The sequence below is a fragment of the Chryseobacterium salipaludis genome, from assembly GCF_022968825.1.
GTDB classification, from domain to species: Bacteria; Bacteroidota; Bacteroidia; order Flavobacteriales; family Weeksellaceae; genus Kaistella; species Kaistella salipaludis.
Map to the genome: position 1 here is coordinate 180,882 of NZ_JALHKS010000001.1, position 17,256 is coordinate 198,137.

At 45.1% G+C, this 17,256-nt stretch carries 15 protein-coding genes; 4 read left to right on the forward strand and 11 right to left on the reverse strand.

Translation table 11 applies throughout. From position 1 onward, the window contains the following. The first annotated feature begins 2 nt into the window (after positions 1-2). Genes MVI27_RS00800 through MVI27_RS00810 form a run of 3 tightly spaced genes read left to right on the forward strand, consistent with a single transcriptional unit; the run spans position 3 to position 3,632 of the window. Complete coding sequence (locus MVI27_RS00800; protein ID WP_246958750.1) at positions 3-962, forward strand: D-2-hydroxyacid dehydrogenase; 960 nt, start codon at positions 3-5, stop codon at positions 960-962. Positions 963-968: 6 nt separating this feature from the next. After that, complete coding sequence (locus tag MVI27_RS00805) at positions 969-2,213, forward strand: DUF1015 domain-containing protein (RefSeq protein ID WP_246958751.1); 1,245 nt, start codon at positions 969-971, stop codon at positions 2,211-2,213. Positions 2,214-2,261: 48 nt separating this feature from the next. After that, positions 2,262-3,632: a M20/M25/M40 family metallo-hydrolase gene (locus tag MVI27_RS00810; protein ID WP_246958755.1), complete on the forward strand. Its 1,371-nt coding sequence runs from the start codon at positions 2,262-2,264 to the stop codon at positions 3,630-3,632. 148 nt (positions 3,633-3,780) lie between these two features. On the opposite strand, the gene MVI27_RS00815 is transcribed toward MVI27_RS00810, so the two are convergent. The 10 genes from MVI27_RS00815 to MVI27_RS00860 form a co-directional block, all read right to left on the reverse strand. After that, positions 3,781-4,581 carry a patatin-like phospholipase family protein gene (locus MVI27_RS00815; protein WP_246958756.1) on the reverse strand — a complete coding sequence of 267 codons (801 nt, stop codon included), beginning with the start codon at positions 4,579-4,581 and terminating at the stop codon, positions 3,781-3,783. A gap of 48 nt (positions 4,582-4,629) precedes the next feature. Continuing rightward, the gene (locus tag MVI27_RS00820) at positions 4,630-6,576 is read right to left on the reverse strand and encodes a S9 family peptidase (protein WP_246958758.1); all 1,947 of its coding nucleotides are present in this window, start codon (positions 6,574-6,576) and stop codon (positions 4,630-4,632) included. Positions 6,577-6,669: 93 nt separating this feature from the next. Beyond that, positions 6,670-8,061, reverse strand: coding sequence for a dihydrolipoyl dehydrogenase (gene lpdA, locus MVI27_RS00825; protein WP_246958760.1), 1,392 nt, complete (start codon positions 8,059-8,061; stop codon positions 6,670-6,672). A gap of 139 nt (positions 8,062-8,200) precedes the next feature. After that, positions 8,201-10,630, reverse strand: coding sequence for an alpha-ketoacid dehydrogenase subunit alpha/beta (locus tag MVI27_RS00830; protein ID WP_246958761.1), 2,430 nt, complete (start codon positions 10,628-10,630; stop codon positions 8,201-8,203). Positions 10,631-10,790: 160 nt separating this feature from the next. Then, on the reverse strand, positions 10,791-11,018 hold the full coding sequence (locus tag MVI27_RS00835) for a putative signal transducing protein (RefSeq protein WP_246958762.1): 228 nt from the start codon (positions 11,016-11,018) through the stop codon (positions 10,791-10,793). 107 nt (positions 11,019-11,125) lie between these two features. After that, entirely contained in the window at positions 11,126-12,466 is a 1,341-nt protein-coding gene (lat, locus tag MVI27_RS00840; RefSeq protein ID WP_246958763.1) for an L-lysine 6-transaminase, read from the reverse strand. A gap of 31 nt (positions 12,467-12,497) precedes the next feature. After that, positions 12,498-14,048: an L-piperidine-6-carboxylate dehydrogenase gene (gene amaB, locus MVI27_RS00845; RefSeq protein WP_246958764.1), complete on the reverse strand. Its 1,551-nt coding sequence runs from the start codon at positions 14,046-14,048 to the stop codon at positions 12,498-12,500. 121 nt (positions 14,049-14,169) lie between these two features. Beyond that, entirely contained in the window at positions 14,170-14,709 is a 540-nt protein-coding gene (locus tag MVI27_RS00850) for a GNAT family N-acetyltransferase (protein ID WP_246958765.1), read from the reverse strand. A 457-nt stretch (positions 14,710-15,166) separates the two neighbouring features. Further along, complete coding sequence (locus MVI27_RS00855) at positions 15,167-15,760, reverse strand: DUF2911 domain-containing protein (protein ID WP_246958766.1); 594 nt, start codon at positions 15,758-15,760, stop codon at positions 15,167-15,169. 113 nt (positions 15,761-15,873) lie between these two features. Then, positions 15,874-16,362 (reverse strand): fasciclin domain-containing protein, encoded by a 489-nt coding sequence (locus MVI27_RS00860; RefSeq protein ID WP_246958767.1) that lies wholly within the window; start codon positions 16,360-16,362, stop codon positions 15,874-15,876. 16 nt (positions 16,363-16,378) lie between these two features. Between MVI27_RS00860 and MVI27_RS00865 the strand changes: the two genes are divergently transcribed. Then, entirely contained in the window at positions 16,379-16,495 is a 117-nt protein-coding gene (locus MVI27_RS00865) for an anti-sigma factor (RefSeq protein WP_246958768.1), read from the forward strand. Positions 16,496-16,563: 68 nt separating this feature from the next. Here the strand turns inward: MVI27_RS00865 and MVI27_RS00870 are convergent, their stop codons facing one another. Continuing rightward, positions 16,564-17,112, reverse strand: a complete 549-nt coding sequence (locus tag MVI27_RS00870) for a general stress protein (protein WP_246958770.1) — start codon at positions 17,110-17,112, stop codon at positions 16,564-16,566. Positions 17,113-17,256 lie beyond the last annotated feature (144 nt).

The following is a 17,256-nucleotide window of genomic DNA, read 5'->3' on the forward strand; positions in this document are numbered from 1 at the left end:
TTATGAAAGTACTTGCAAACGACGGCATTTCACAGGCCGGAATCGATATGCTTGAGCAAGCCGGGATTGAACTCGTATCCTCGAAGGTCTCACAAGAACATCTGGCGAAGTTTATTAATGATAATCAAATCGAGACCTTACTAGTACGCAGCGCAACGAAAGTTCGCCGTGATTTAATCGATGCGTGCCCGGACTTAAAAATTATCGGTCGCGGCGGTGTCGGTATGGATAATATTGACGCAGCCTACGCGATTGAAAAAGGACTTTATGTTATTAACACGCCGAAAGCCTCTTCACGCTCTGTGGCTGAACTGGTCTTCGGGCATTTCTTTTCACTCGCGCGTTTCCTGCACGAGTCCAACCGGCTAATGCCGCTGGAAGGGGAAACTCATTTTGCAGCATTGAAAAAGTCATTTGCCGGCGCCGTGGAATTGCAGGGCAAAACGCTGGGCGTTATTGGTTTCGGTGCCATTGGTAAAGAAGTTTTGCAAATGGGAATCGGGCTGGGAATGAAAGTGAAAGTACTGACCCGTAAACCCAGGACCGAAGAAGTAATGCTTGAATTCTTCGACGGTCAGGAGGTTTCTTTTGCAATCAGTTCCGAAACCAATATGGAAACTTTCCTCGCGGACGTAGATTTCCTGAGCATCAATATTCCTACAACCGACGGATATCTGCTGGATGACGAACAGTTTGAAATGATGAAGGACGGCGTATTTATAGTGAACACAGCGCGCGGCGGTGTACTAAACGAAGTATCCCTGCTGAATCATCTGGAATCAGGGAAAATTGCCGGTGCCGCGCTGGATGTTTTCGAGAATGAACCGACGCCCGAACTGGCTTTGCTGATGAACCCCAACCTGTCGCTGTCGCCGCACGTAGGCGGAAGCACGCTGGATGCACAGGACAAAATCGGGCGCGAACTCGCGGAACAGATTATCGATATTACTAACCAACTGTAAACTTGCATGCCGATCTTTAAGCCGTTTCGCGGAATCCGGCCAAGTGATGAGTACGTGGATATTTTCCCGACGCATCCGCTGGACAACTTTTCCGAAGAAGAAATCCACCTGAAATCCGAGCAGGATTCCAGTTACATAAAAATGATTCAGCCGTACGTAGCGAATAAAACGAAAGACCTGGACCGCAACCTGCGCAAAATCCGTCAGAACTTTGAAGAGCTTTTGGAAAACCGCACGCTGGTTCAGGATAATTCAGCATATTACCTGTACGAGCAAATCCGGAAAGATAAAACGTCCTTCCGCGGACTCATGGGGCTCTCCAGTGTGGAAGATTTCCGCCAGGGAAAAATTAAAAAACATGAATCTACGCTGACACATAAAAAAGAAAACCTTGCTTATTATTTAGATAAGGTAAATGTGCAGGCGGAGCCGGTGTTACTGACCTATCTTGCCAACCCAAAGGTAGAACTCCTGATGAATCATGAGCAGAAAAATGTCCCCATCCTGAACTATGTGGATGAGGCGGGTACACGACACAAGATCTGGCGCATTGATAACCGGCTGAAAATGCAGCAGTTCAAAGAAGTGCTGGAACAAACCGATTTCTTCTATATTGCAGACGGCCACCACCGCATTGGTTCAGCTGCTTTACACGCAGACAAACAACAGCAGAAGTCTAAAAAACATAATGGCAATGAGCCTTATAATTATGTGCTGAGTTTTATCGTCTCGAACCAGTCGATTAAAATTCATGATTATAACCGTTTGCTGGAAGATTTGAACGGATTAAGCAGTGAAGAATTCCTGGCACAAATAGAAAAGAGTTTCCAGATTCATCAGAAAGAAGACGGCCTGTACTTCCCTTCCCAAAAGTTTCATATGTCCATGTATCTGGACGGAAAATTTTATTCACTTCACGTAAAACCGGAACTGCGCAGTCATCCGGGTGATATGATCGATCTGGATCATTACCTTCTGGAGGAATATATTTTTAAAGATATCCTCGGAATAGAAGATCCGAAAACGACGGAGAAAATCACCTATATCAAAGGAAATTCGACGACAACAGGAATTCAGGCCATTAAAGATCAGGTGGATTCCGGTAAGTATAAAGTTGGGTTCGGACTTTATCCTGTGAGCTTCAATGATTTGCTTAAAGTTTCAGACCGCAACATTAAAATGCCGCCAAAGTGCACGTATATTGAACCGAAGTTGGTTACCGCACTTTTAATGTACGATATGAAGAGTTAATTTTTTTAAAATTTTGCTTACATTTGATTAGATTTCCAAACTAATCCTATGAAAAAACATATTCTATCCCTTATTCCGCTCTTCCTGGGCGGAATTTTATTTGCACAAACTTCTTATAAAAATGATTCAGTACAGTTCCGCAAAATTGCAGATGAGGTTCTGACCAACGGAACCGCCTATAGCAACCTGCATGATTTAACTAAAAATATCGGAGCGCGGCTTAGCGGTTCCGATGCCTACGAAAAAGCGGTGGACTGGGCCGTATTAAAATTAAAAGAAGCCGGTGCAGACAAAGTCTGGAAACAGCCGGTGATGGTTCCGGTCTGGTACCGAGGCGCTGAATCTTTATATATCAAGGAGAAAAACGGTCGCTGGACTACCGTGAATATGCTCTCCCTGGGAAATTCAGAAGGTACCGGTGGTAAAGATGTGACGGCGCAAATCATTGCGGTGAAAGACAAAGCAGAATTCGACCGTTTACCGGCAGATCAGGTGAAAGGTAAAATTGTGCTGTTCAATTATCCGTTCAACCCGAGATTCGTCAGTACGGGTGAAGCATATGGCGATGCCGGGATCTACCGCCGGTCTGCCGCATCATGGGCCGGGAAGAACGGCGCGGTGGCAGTTATTATTCGCTCACTTTCTTCAGCAGAAGATGATGTTCCGCATACCGGTGCCATGCGTTATGATGCCGATGATATACACAAAATTCCGGCCGTTGCTATTGGTCCGCAGAGCGCAGACCGGCTGGAAAAACTGGCGCGGACGCAGGTAGTTACGGCGAAGTTAAACTCCAATTGTACCATGAAGGGTGAGGTGAGCTCGTACAGCGTCATCGGGGAAATTACCGGTAAAAAAGATAAAAAAGTGATTGCAGTCGCCGGCCACCTGGATTCATGGGATGTGGGCGAAGGCGCACAGGACGACGGTGCCGGGATTGTACAAAGTATTGAAGTACTGCGCACTTTTAAAAAGCTTAATCTGCAACCGAACCATACCATCCGCGTGATTTGCTATGCCAACGAGGAAAATGGCGTCCGTGGCGGAAACAGCTATGCTGATGAAGTGCAAAAAAGCGGTGAAGCTCACGTACTGGCCATGGAAAGTGATGGTGGTGGATTTACACCGAGAGGCATTGGATTAGTAATGGACGAGGCCAAACGTAAACAGGCGCAGTCCTGGCAACCTCTCTTTCTGCCATATGGCGTTTACAATTTCGACCTACAATATGCCGGGACCGACATTATGCCTCTGCGCAAGCTGGGTGTGCCGCTTGCTGAGTTAATTGTGGATCCGCAAAGATATTTTGACATTCACCATTCGGCGGAAGATACTTTTGATAAAGTGAATAAACGCGAACTGCTGCTGGGTGCCACGGCCATGGCTCAGTTTATTTATATGGCTGATCAATACTGGTAAGCCGGCGCGATTTTTTTTAAAGCTGATTTATGACTTAAATAGCTTAAAAATGCTGCGTCGTGCAGAGCAGAATTTCGCTGGAACCTATAAGCTCAAGTTTTTCAGGAAATGAGTGTGTGGTGGACGGAAACAAATAATGGAATCGGCTTTATTTATATTCTTTGTTCGCAGCAAAAATAGTTTCCTTAAAGGAGGCTTTGGCTGCTTCATACCCTATATTAAATATTTCTTCAAGCCGGCTGGCTTTCCGCTCGAAGGTTCCGTACTGTGCCAGCTCCTGCGAAGTGACCAGCCAGTCGCAATAAGCAAACTTATACAGTTCGGTGCGGTGCGAAAGTAATTCGTAAGCGCGGGTGGTTACCGCTTTGATCGTGTTTAAATCATTCAGCTCCACAATTTGCGGTGGTGAAACGTAAACGCCGATTATGCGCTCACATTCATTGTGAATAATATCTGCCGGAAAATTATTAAGAACACCGCCATCACAAAACATCTCCTCTCCTACGAGGTACGGTGTCGTGACACCGGGAATGGAACAGGAAGCGATAACAGCATCTACTACCTTATCATTTGGTCCAAATACTTTTTGCTCGCCGGAGACCAGCTCAGTTGCGATAATGCGTAAATCAGTTTCCAGGTCGCCGATGGTTCGATTCCCAAAAACGGGTTGCAGATATGTCGAAAATATCAGCGACGATACCAGTCCCGGCTTGTTAAAAGTAAAATGCCGCCAATGAAAAAAATACACTGATTTAAAGAAATCCAAAATTTCATCCGGAGACTTACCGACGGTATATAATGCGCCCACAATAGAACCGGCACTGCAACAGGCAAATATCTCGGGCTGCAGCTGCTGTTCCTGCATAAATTTTAAGAAACCCGCATGCGCCACACCACGCGTTCCACCACCGGATAACACCAGTCCCAAAGGATATTTTTTATCTGCCATAGTTACAAAAATAAGAAACCGCCAGATTTCCGACGGTTTCTCTTTTATTTAATTTAATAAATATTCCTGCATAAAACGGATGACCGCCAAACGCTGAAAGTCCACGTTTTCTTTTTTGCGGAAACCGTGACCCTCATTCTTTGCCTCAAGGTACCAAACGGTATTGCCCTGTGCCTTCAGTTTATCGCGCATCTGCACGGCTTCTGTTACAGGGACACGCGGATCATTGGTTCCCTGAATAATAAACATCGGTTTTTTAATTTTGGCCGTATTATTCAGTGGTGCAATTTTAGTGAAGAACGCGCTCATTTTAGGATCGCGCTCATCGCCATATTCCGCACGTCGCAGATCCCGGCGGTACTCTTCGGTGTTTTTCAGGAAGGTATTAAAATCCGAAATACCAACGACGTCCACGGAGCAGCGTATTCTGTCAGCGTATTCATACGCAGTTGCCAGCGTCATAAAGCCACCATAACTTCCGCCCATAATCATAATGCGGTCTTTATCCAGTTCCGGCTGCTTGGCAATCCAGTCCAGCAGGGCACCGATGTCTTTAACGGAATTCATCCTGTTGAAACCATTATCACTGGCCAGGAAACTCTTACCAAAACCGGCCGAGCCACGCACATTTGGATAGATTACAGCTACGCCCATTTCGTTGGTGTAGTAATTATTCGAGCCCAGCGATGAAGCTTTGGACTGGCCTTCCGGCCCGCCATGAATACTGATCAGCACTGGTCTTTTGCCCGTGAACTTAGACGAGGCAGGATAATAGAAACCGCTAATTTTCATTTTATCAAAGGAAGTCCATTCAATGAACCTGGGTTCAGACATGTCCTGCTTCTGCATTTCTCCCTGCTCACTGTCTGTCCATCTTTCTGTTTTCATCGTGGCCAGATCCAGGCGATAAATGTCGGAGCTGGAATCGTAAGTGGACTGCGAGAAAAATAAACTCTGACCGTCTTTACTAAATTTTGTACTTCCGATGAGACCTACCGCTAAACCGGGCACCTCCTGATATTTTTTGGTATTCAGATCCATCAGGTATATTTTATCTAAACCTCCTTCATTGGTTTTAAATACAAGCTTACCGGCTTTTTTGGATTGGCTGAACGATTCCACGCCCCAGGGAATATCAGTGGTCAGATATTGCACTTTGCCGGTTTTTAAGTTCATCTGCGCTAATCGGGTAAACTCGTTATTTCGGTCGGTGAGATAAAAGATCTCATCAGGATCGCTGGTAAATTTAGCACCGGACTGGATGATTTGTTTATCCTTGCGGTTTGTAATCGCTTCCAGCTTTTTAGAAACCGTATCAAACAAATAAAGATGCGATTCGTTGGCCGAAATATACTCGCCGATAATCAGCTTTGTGCCGTCTTTCGAAATGTCGCTGATGCTCCATCCGCCACCTTTTACCTGCAAAATCAGTTCTGCGCTTTCGGGCTTCAGAGGATCCATATAATAAATATCACGGTCGCCGCCGTTTCTTTTGGTCGAAGTAAAGTAGAAGCCGGAACCATCTTTCTTCCATTTCATGCCGCCATTTTGGGAACGTCCGCCGTCGGTAAGAAGCGTTGACTCCATGGTTGCCAAATCGAAACGGAACAACTGCCCAAATTCATTTCCACCAATATCGCGGCTATAGACCAGAAAATTTCCATGGACCGGCTGATACGATGCCGTATTGACCGGCTCATCAAAAAAAGTAAGTTGTTTTCTGGCACCCATCGGCTGGGATAACTGATGTAACTGATTGGTCGAAGCAAAACGCGTCACTATAATCATTTCCCGTCCGTTTGGGTGAAGTGCGGTGATGCTGGCACCACGGCTTTCGGAATACTTCTTAATTTTCTGGCTAAGCGACTTTGGGATTGCGGGAATATTTTGTGCAATCAGGTTTTCATTAGGAACAATGACACTTTCTGCTGATTGCGCGAAAAGAAAAGAAGTTCCGCACAAAAAAGCAGCCGGCAACAAATAACGAATTTTCATTGACAATAATTTTTCCGGTTAAGATACTCAAATTAGACAAAAAAAACCACCGCCAAGGCGATGGTTTCATATGATATAAAAGAATATTGAGTTTTAAATGTGAATTACTTCACCGTACGCAGCTGCAACTGCTTCCATGACTGCTTCCGAAATGGTTGGGTGCGGGTGAATTGCTTTCAGCACTTCGTGACCGGTGGTTTCCAGTTTTCTGGCCACTACTGCTTCCGCAATCATATCGGTAACGCCATCGCCTACCATGTGGCAGCCGAGCCATTCGCCGTACTTGGCATCAAAAATAACTTTAATGAATCCATCAGTATCGCCATTGGCTGTCGCCTTTCCGGAGGCAGAGAACGGAAACTTACCAACTTTCAGTTCGTAACCTTTTTCTTTTGCCTGTTTTTCGGTTAGACCAACAGAGGCTACTTCAGGATGACAATAGGTACAACCCGGAACATTGCCGTAATCAATTTTTTCCACGTGCATTCCTTTAATTTTTTCCACGCAGGTGATTCCTTCCGCGGACGCAACGTGCGCCAGAGCCTGTGTCGGCAAAATATCTCCGATGGCATAATAACCGGGAACAGAAGTTTCATACCATTCATTCACCAGTACTTTGCCTTTTTCTGTTTTAATGCCTACTTCTTCAAAGCCTTGTCCTTCCACATTAGAAGCAATTCCAACTGCAGACAGCAGAATATCAGCTTCCAGTGTTTCCGTGCCTTTGGCCGTTTTCACTGTCGCTTTTACACCGTTTCCGGAAGTATCTACCGCTTCAACGGAAGAATTGGTCATAATGTTGATGCCCGCTTTTTTCAAAGATTTTTCCATGTGTTTGGAAACATCTTCATCTTCCACCGGCAGGATAGTCGGCATAAATTCAACGATGGTCACCTTGGTTCCCATGGCGTTATAAAAATCAGCAAATTCCACCCCGATCGCGCCGGAACCTACAACTATCATCGATTTTGGCTGCTCAGGTAAGTTTAAGGCCTGACGGTATCCAATCACCTTTTTACCATCTTGTGGCAAGTTCGGCAGTTCACGTGAGCGTGCACCGGTTGCGATGATGATATGCTGAGCGCTGTATTCTGTAGCTTTTCCGTTTTCATCGGTCACAGAAACTTTTTTTCCTTTCTGAACTTTAGCCGTTCCCATGATGACATCAATTTTATTCTTCTTCATCAGGAAAGAGATACCACCACTCATCTTCTGCGCTACACCGCGGCTGCGTTGTACTACTTTGGAAAAATCAAAACCCGGGTTTTCTACTTTATTTAAACCATACTGCTCAGCCTCCTGCAGGTATTTGAAAACATGCGCGGATTTCAGCAGGGCTTTGGTAGGGATACAACCCCAGTTCAGGCAGATCCCGCCGAGGCTTTCTTTTTCGATGACAGCAGTTTTAAATCCGAGCTGTGCTGCTCTGATGGCAGCTACATAACCGCCGGGACCGCTTCCGATGACAATGATATCGTAGTTCATTATTAATAAAATTTTATGCGAATTTACGGAAAATATTTCAGCCCTGAGGCCTGGGAGGCAGATAGAGAGCTTCTTTCCCGCTGAGATTTTATGACATGAAAAAAGCAGGCTTTCACCTGCTTTATTTCATATGTTTTGTTTAAATCTGCGGAAACTTCTGCGGGTTTAGTTCCGTGAACATGGCATAAATTTTCTCGACCATATCATCAGTGCTTGGTTTGCTGAAATAATCGCCGTCACTTGCATACGGTGGCCGGTGATTTTCCGCAGAAATGGTGAGCGGATCAGAATCCAGATAGCGGAAAGCTTTCTGTTTTTCCAGAATTTGCTGCAGGATAAAGGCCGAGGCACCACCTTCCACATCTTCATCAATCACCATGAGGCGATTGGTTTTTTTCACGCTTTCCAGAATATCATGACTTAAATCAAACGGAATTAAAGATTGAATATCAATTACTTCCGCAGAAATCCCTAATTCCTCCAATTGTTCTGCCGCTTCCATCACCAGTCGCCAGGTGGAGCCGTAGGTAACCAGCGTAACATCCGTACCGGATTTAGTCACTTCCACTTTTCCAACTGGAACGGTAAATTCACCGAGATTATCCGGTTGTTTTTCTTTGAGTCGATATCCGTTCAGACATTCCACAATCAGGGCCGGCTCATCCGACTGTAACATGGTATTGTAGAAGCCGGCAGCCTTGGTGAGGTTTCTTGGCACCAATACCAGAATTCCTTTCGACAGGTTCAGAATTCCCGCCATTGGTGAACCGGAATGCCAAATGCCTTCCAGGCGGTGGCCTCTCGTTCTGATAATCAAAGGCGCTTTCTGTCCTCCTCGTGTGCGATATTGTACTGTAGCCAGGTCATCGCTCATGCCCTGCAGGCAGTATAGAATATAATCCAGATACTGAATCTCCGCAATCGGTCTCAGTCCGCGCATTGCCATTCCAATCCCCTGGCCCAGAATGGTAGCTTCCCGGATGCCAGTATCAGCAATCCGGAGTTCGCCATATTTTTCCTGCAATCCTTCCAGCCCCTGGTTCACATCACCAATATTTCCCGTGTCTTCACCGAAAATTAAAGTTTCCGGATACTTACTGAAAATTTGGTCGAAGTTATTTCTGATGACTACTCTGCCATCTACCGTTTCCGAACCTTCAGAATACACCGGTTCAACTTCGGCTACGTTCGTCGCTTTCCATTCAGACTGTGAATACAGGTGAGAAGAGTAATTCTGTTTTTCTTCTGCTAAAAGCTGCTCGTATTTTTCGGCCAGCGCCGTACGGGAATGCGTGTTATTTTTTCTGGTCAGCAATGATGCTCGTCGTACCAAATGGAAAATATCGCGTTTGGCGACGGAAACGAGTTTCGTGAATTTCTCAATTTCCGCAGAAACTTCAGTTTGCTCGGCGGCAAGAGTTTTAACCAGCGGCAGCAATTCTTCCACCAGATGATCAATGGTTGCGCGATAGGCTTCCCAGGCTTTTTTCTGACCGTCCTTTACAACTTTTTTGGCTTCCGCATCCAACGCGTCCAGCTCCTCAGTAGTTGCCAGTTGCTGTTCTGCGCCTTCAATTTCAATAGAGTAATTCAGAATCCATTCACGGAATTTTAAGAGCCCGTCATATTCTCCTTCCCACTTCAAGCGGTCTCCGCTTTTGTAGCGTTCATGGGAACCGGAAGTCGAGTGGCCTTGCGGCTGTGTTACCTCTACCACATGCACCACTACCGGAATACTCTCGGTACGTGCAAAATGTTCCGCGCGCGCATACGCGTCCAGCAACGACGGGTAATCCCAGGCTTTTACCTGAATAATTTCGCATCCCTGCTCTTCTCCCTCTTTACGCTGGAAACCCGACAGCATTTCGGCGATATCCGCCTTCGCACGCTGGTTTTGGGTGGGAACGGAAATTCCGTAGCCATCATCCCAGATAGAAACAATCATCGGCACCTGCAATGCACAAGCCGCGTTCAGGGTTTCCCAGAAGTGGCCTTCCGCGGTGGAAGCATCGCCAATGGTTCCAAAAGCTACTTCATTTCCGCCGTTCGAAAACTTCTCGGAACCATCGAACTGTACAGATTTATAAATTTTAGAAGCCTGTGCCAGTCCCAATAAGCGTGGCATCTGGCCGGCGGTGGGAGAAATATCTGAAGATATGTTTTTTTGCTTGGTCAGGTCCTTCCAGCTGCCGTCCTCATTCAGACTGCGGGTAGCGTAGTGACCGTTCATCTGGCGTCCGGCGGAAGCGGGTTCGCGCTCGATGTTAGTATCTGCATATAATTGTGCAAAGAAACTTTCTACCGTTAAGGCATCGATGGCCATAGCAAAAGTCTGGTCACGATAGTATCCGGACCTGAAATCACCATCGCGGAATACTTTGGCCATTGCCAGCTGTGGGAGCTCCTTACCATCGCCAAAAATACCAAACTTCGCTTTACCGGTAAGAACCTCGCGGCGGCCCAGTAATGACATCTCGCGGGAAATTCGTCCCAGTCGGTAATCAGCAAGAATCTGTTCCTTAAAATCCTGAAAACTGATTTGCTGTGTTTCTATATAAGTAGTTTGCATAGATGCTATATTTTTACAAAGATAATAATTTTACCCATGATTTTGCAGCTTTCGAAATACAGTGGCCTTACCGTATAAAAACAAAAAACCGAAGTTTCAACAGAGAAACTTCGATTTCTGTAAAACGTAAAAATTTAAAAAATATGAAGGTGTATTTGGTTTAAAGGTTATATAACAAATCTTTACTAAGTGCCTCATCCACAATACGGAGCGCCTCCCGCTCCTGCTCTAAAGTGACATAAACAGCAATCGTTTCGCTCGTAGATAACATCGACTGAGAAGGTCCTGCCACGGCGGAAATCCCTTCCTGCTCCAGCAAATTCTGCACCTTTTTTATCAGTGCCGGCATCTCGCTCTCGAAGATTGCGGCTGTGCTTTTCTCTTCCATAGCTGCATTTGTTTGCTAAAGGTACAAAAAAAACTGAATTTTTGCACCTTTAGCATATAAATTTTTATAAAAGTTTAAGATCTATATTTTTCATTACTAAAAAAACATTAAGATCCCATTTTGTTAAGGCATTTTTCAATAAGGTTCAGCGACATCTGCAGTTCCTCTCGGCTTACGTTCAGATGCGGACGATATCGGATGGATTTCTCACCGCAACCCAAGATAATCATGTACTCCTCATACAGCATTTGCTGCAGCGTATTTCGCATCTCCGGCGTGGCCAGATCAAAAGCGCACATGAGTCCGCGGCCGCGGGCATTGGAAATTTTATCCGGATATTTCGCCTGCAAATCCTGCAAACCTTCCAGCAGAAACGCACCTGCTTCTGCCGCATATTCCACCAGATTTTCTTTTTCAATGATTTCCAGAATTAACTGAAAACGCAGCATGTCAATCAGATTGCCGCCAAATGTGGAGTTGATCCGTGAACTTTCACGAAAAACATTGTTAGGAATTTCATCAAACTTTTCTTTATTGGCCAACACACCGCAAACCTGGGTTTTCTTACCAAACGCAATAATATCCGGAGCTACGCTGAAATTTTCATACGCCCACATTTTACCGGTGAGCCCGATGCCTGTTTGTACTTCATCAAAAATAAGCAGCACTTCATTTTCATCGCAAATTTTTCGTAAGCCCTGGAAGAACTCATCACGGAAATGGTGATCGCCTCCTTCAGCCTGAATAGGTTCAATGATGATGCACGCCACTCTGTTTGGATTGGCCAGAATGGCTTCGGTAATATTTAGCAGCGCACGGTTTTCCTGGGTGATTGTTTCCTTCAGATTTTCTTCTGTAACCGGGAAATTCAAATGCGGGTTTACGATACGCGGCCAGTCAAATTTGGGAAAATACTCATATTTACGCGGGTCTGCAGTATTGGTTAAACTCAGTGTATATCCGCTTCGCCCGTGAAATGCCTGTTTAAAGTGGATACAGATGCCGGCTTCCACATCGATCCCTTTTTCAAAATTTTTCCGGGTCTTCCAGTCGAAACACGCTTTCATGGCATTTTCCACTGCCAGTGTTCCACCCGATATAAAGAAAGCATACTGCAGTTCTTTCGGGATGGCTACGCGCTCGAAGGTTTCCATAAAATCGGCAAATTCCTGCGAATACACATCAGCGAGGGTTGGTTTATTGATGGCCATTTTACCAAGCCATTCGGCTTTCTCTACGATATGCGGATGGTTGTAACCGACTGCCATGGACGCAAACATAGAAAACATATCCAGGAAATTCTTGCCGCTGCGGCGGTCGTGAATCCAGGAGCCATGCGACTTTTCAATATCCATAACAAAATCGAAACCGTCTGCCAGCAAATGCCGGGAAAGGGTTTCTTTCACAGCATTGGCGGAGACTGGTTGGGGTGCAGTTGTATTATTCATATTAATATATTGATTTAGAGGTGATTGGTGATTAGATATTAAATTTGATTCCCTGCGCCAGTGGCAACGTATCCGTATAATTAATGGTGTTGGTCTGACGGCGCATGTAGTATTTCCAGACATCGGAGCCGGATTCGCGGCCGCCGCCTGTTTCCTTTTCGCCGCCGAAAGCGCCACCAATTTCAGCACCGGAGGTACCGATATTTACATTGGCAATTCCACAGTCGGAGCCATTCTGGGAAAGGAATAATTCTGCCTGCCGCAAATCCTGCGTCATGATAGCGGAGCTTAATCCCTGCGGAACATCATTCTGCATAGCAATGGCATCTTCCAGATTCTGGTATTTCATGATATATAGAATCGGGGCAAAGGTTTCGTGCTGCACGATTTCGTAGTGATTTTCAACTTCAGCAATACATGGTTTCACATAACAACCAGAGCCATACACCTCACCTTCGAGTACGCCGCCTTCAACAATAAAATTCCCGCCCTCGGCTTTGCATTTTTCAATGGAATCAAGATATTGCTGCACGGCATCTTTGTCAATCAAAGGTCCAACGTGGTTATTTTCATCCAACGGATTTCCGATACTAAGCTGTCCATATGCATTGATAAGGCGTTTCCTAACTTCCTCATAAACAGAGTCATGGACAATAAGTCTTCGTGTGGACGTACAACGTTGGCCCGCCGTACCGACTGCGCCGAATACCGCTCCTATAATGGACATATCCAGATCTGCATTTTCGGTAATGATAATGGCATTATTCCCACCAAGTTCCAGAATGGATTTTCCAAAACGTTTGGCGACGTTCACTCCTACCGTACGCCCCACTTTTGTGGAACCGGTGAAGGAAACCAGCGCGACATTTTTGTCGTTAACCAAACGGTCACCGATAATATGGTCGCCTACGAGCATGGAAGAAACTCCTTCCGGCATATCGTTCTCGCGCAGTACTTCACTGATAATATTCTGGCACGCAATGGCGCAAAGCGGTGTTTTTTCCGAAGGTTTCCAAACCGTGACGTTTCCGCAAATCCAGGAGAGCGTGGTGTTCCAGGACCAAACCGCCACCGGGAAATTAAATGCCGAGATAATCCCGACAATGCCCAGCGGGTGATATTGTTCGTACATTCGGTGCCCGGGTCTTTCCGAATGCATGGTGAAGCCGTGCAACTGGCGCGACAGCCCGACCGCAAAATCGCAGATGTCAATCATTTCCTGAACTTCGCCCAAGCCTTCCTGCAGGGATTTTCCCATTTCATAGGAAACTAGTTTTCCGAGGTCTTCTTTATATTCACGCAGTTTTAAGCCAAACTGACGAACCAGCTCCCCTCTTTTGGGTGCAGGAATCTGGCGAAACTGCAGCGCAGCTTTTTTCGCCGTACTTATTACTTTATCATAATCTTCTGTGGTTGCTGTAGTTACCGAGGCAATCAGTTCGCCATCGGTAGGAGAATAACTTTCGAGCGCGAAACCGGTGGCAAAATAGTCGCCTCCGGTGGACACGCCTTTATTATTGCTTTGAATCCCCAGTTTTTCCAGAGATTTTCCGATGCCGAATTCTTTGTTTTGTTGAGACATAATTTTTTATTGAGTTGACCTTAAAGATAGAAAATTTAGCTAAAAGCAAAAAACTTTAGCAATTTATCGTGTCTTTAATTCTTTTATTTATAATTGTGTAAAACCGCCACTTTTTCTTTAATCAATGGCGTTTCGCCCATTGTTCTTTATTAATCCTGAAGATGATATTAATTTTTGGTGCTTCGCCATAATATGCAATTTCCTGCTCACCGGTATTTTCAGCACCTAATTTTTCCATGGCGCGCACGGAGCGAAGATTATCGCGGCCGACGTGAAAATCAACTGTATCGACAAACCGGAAAATATAATCCAGCATCAGTTTTTTAACCTGTGCATTAAATCCGCGACCCCAGTATGCTTTGCCGTAAAAAGTATATCCTATTAAAATCGATTTAGATTCAGCATCATAATCATAAAAACGGGTACTGCCGATTACCGCATTGTCGGATTTATTTATAATTAAAAAAGCACCACCACTTTCCAGCGCACCTTTGAAAAAATTTTGGAATACTTCTCTTTTATACCGGTCTTTATTAGGATGCATGGACCAAACTTCTGGATCACGCGCTACTTCGTATAATTTTTCAAAATCAGAGGATTTCAAAGACTGCAGCAGCACGCTATCATTTTCAAGTCCAGGCTGCAGATTAATATGGGTCATAAAAAAGAATTAAAGGAAAACGTAATTTACTGTGAGCGTACATAAGGAGAAGAAAAGAATTCCGCGGTGAATTTCCTAAAGTCAATTAGCTTTCTATAATGGATGTAAATCGCCGCTGAAATTAAAGAAATCACCGAAACGTACATAACTGTAAATAGTACATTTGCCGCTGTAGGCCACAAAAACACAAACGCCGCGGTTAAAAAAAGACACATGATTACGTTATAAACAAAAGCGCTTTTAAATTTCATGGGAATCAAACCGGTCAAGAAATTCCATGGGACCATCCGGTCGGTTATTTCAGGCCGGGCATCATGAGTGAAATCAACCATAGCCCGTTGTGAAAATCCAATCCGTACTTCTATTATGTCTCCTTGCGCATTAAACTTGTATTTGCTGTTTCGGAGATATTCTAAAAAAGGTTCTTTATTCATAATGCAGTATCAGTCGCTTAAGTTTATTTCTTCGAGGCTTCTTTTTCAATCGCTCTGATTTCAGTCAGTTTTTCAACGATTCGGTCAGTCGTTTTGGTATCAGCCCCCGTGATAGGCACGTCCACGCGAACATCTGCCCACATACAGGAAAGCTGAATCTGATTTCCGGACGGAGTCAGAAGCCAGGTTAAAACTTCTTGGGCCGGCATTAATTTCTGTACCGGCACGGTGATTTCCGCCACATTCAAATCAGCTTTGTAATTGTAGGCGCCCCACTGTTCTGCTTCTTTATTAAATAAAACACGCCAAGAGGTCGCCTGCGGAATCACAAAGACAGCATACGAACCCGGCGGCAAAACAGTATTTCCTACTTTCACCGGCTGTCCAAAAGTAATCTTAGTGGCACTGTTTGCACCGGCGCGCCACACTTCACCATAAGGAACCAACGCTCCAAAAATTTTCCTGTTGTTAACCGAAGGCCGGCCATAATCCAGGCTGACTTTTGAAACTGAAAACTGCTGCTCGATGGTTTGCCGCGGACTTGCCGCGGGCAAATTATATTGCGCAAAGGCAGAAACACCTGCACTTAAAGCAATAAAAAAGAATAATTTTTTCATTTTAATTTATGATTGTTCGTTTTTAATGAGATAAATGTACATAAAAACAAAATAAAAAAGCCAGCCGAATTCGCATCCGGCTGGCTCCCACATTAAAAATAAAACTATGAAAACTATGGCATCAGCACATGATCAATCACATGAATCACACCATTTGACTGGTTTACATCGGCAATGGTAACTGCAGCGTTGTTTCCTTTTGCGTCAGTAACATATATTTTGTTTCCTTTCATCCAGAAAGTAAGTTCCTCTCCCTGAACCGTTTTTACCATGTATTTACCGTTGTTTTTCTTGATCCAGGTCATCAGATCCTTTGCGGAAATACGTCCGGGAACTACGTGATAGGTAAGGATAGAAGTCAGCATCGCTTTGTTCTCCGGCATCACAAGTTTATCGACTGTACCGGCCGGTAGTTTATCAAAGGCTGCGTTGGTCGGTGCAAAAACGGTGAAAGGGCCGGCTGACTGCAGCGTTTCTACCAGACCTGCGGCTTTTACAGCTGCAACCAGTGTGGTGCGGTCTTTTGAGTTCACTGCATTCTCCACAATATTCTTGCTCGGATACATGACAGCACCACCTACCATTACGGTTTTCTCTTTCATTTTAGATTAAGCGGAAATGGTCTGTGTTATTCCCAGTGCCAGGGATCCGCAGGCGTTTGCCATTACCGTTGAGCCGGAAGGCGGAAGCAAAGTTCCTACTTTGGAAGAAATGGTCGTGATGGGAGAAATGTAGCGAAAAAGAACTAAAGATAAAAAAGCCACTCAATCGAGTGACTTTCATCTTATCTTATGTTCGGCGGTTTACAGATGTGTACTGTTTCCGGTGTTTCCGTACCATGTATCGTAAGTAGAACGGGCATCATCTTCGTGTCTTGGTTTAAAGCCCATATAGATTCCGCCTTCTTTCACGCGGTCTCTGTAACGTTCTGCTTCATCTTCCGGCACGCCTACTCCCGTCAGAGCGCCAATAAGCCCTCCGGCTGCTGCTCCGGTTCCTGCGCCGGCAAGACCTGCCGCAAGCGGTCCTGCTACGATCAGTCCCAGACCCGGCAGCAATACATTGGTACCAATCGCAGCTACTGCTCCTACCACGGCACCGATTCCACCACCGATCAGGGATCCTGTACCGGCGTTCTCAGCTACTTTGTCGCCAAGAGCGGTGTCATCATTATCGTGATCTTTGAAATATCTATTGCGGGTGTCGTCGGACATCATCACGTTGATTTCATCCTGGGTATACCCTTTATTTTTCAACTCGTTGTAGGCCGCATCAGCCTCCTCACGGGTGTTAAAAACTTTTGACACATAATTGCTTCTGTACTCCGGTACGTAATTCGTGTTACTTTCCATAGTGTTTAAATTTTTTAATGGATTAATAAATGATTTGTTGGTGCTAACAGGGATTCAATAAAAATGCCATGTAAAATATCCTGCTGAAGTTTAACCTTTTTTAAGAATAAAAGAAACATTCTACTGCTAAGGACTTTAAGGCAG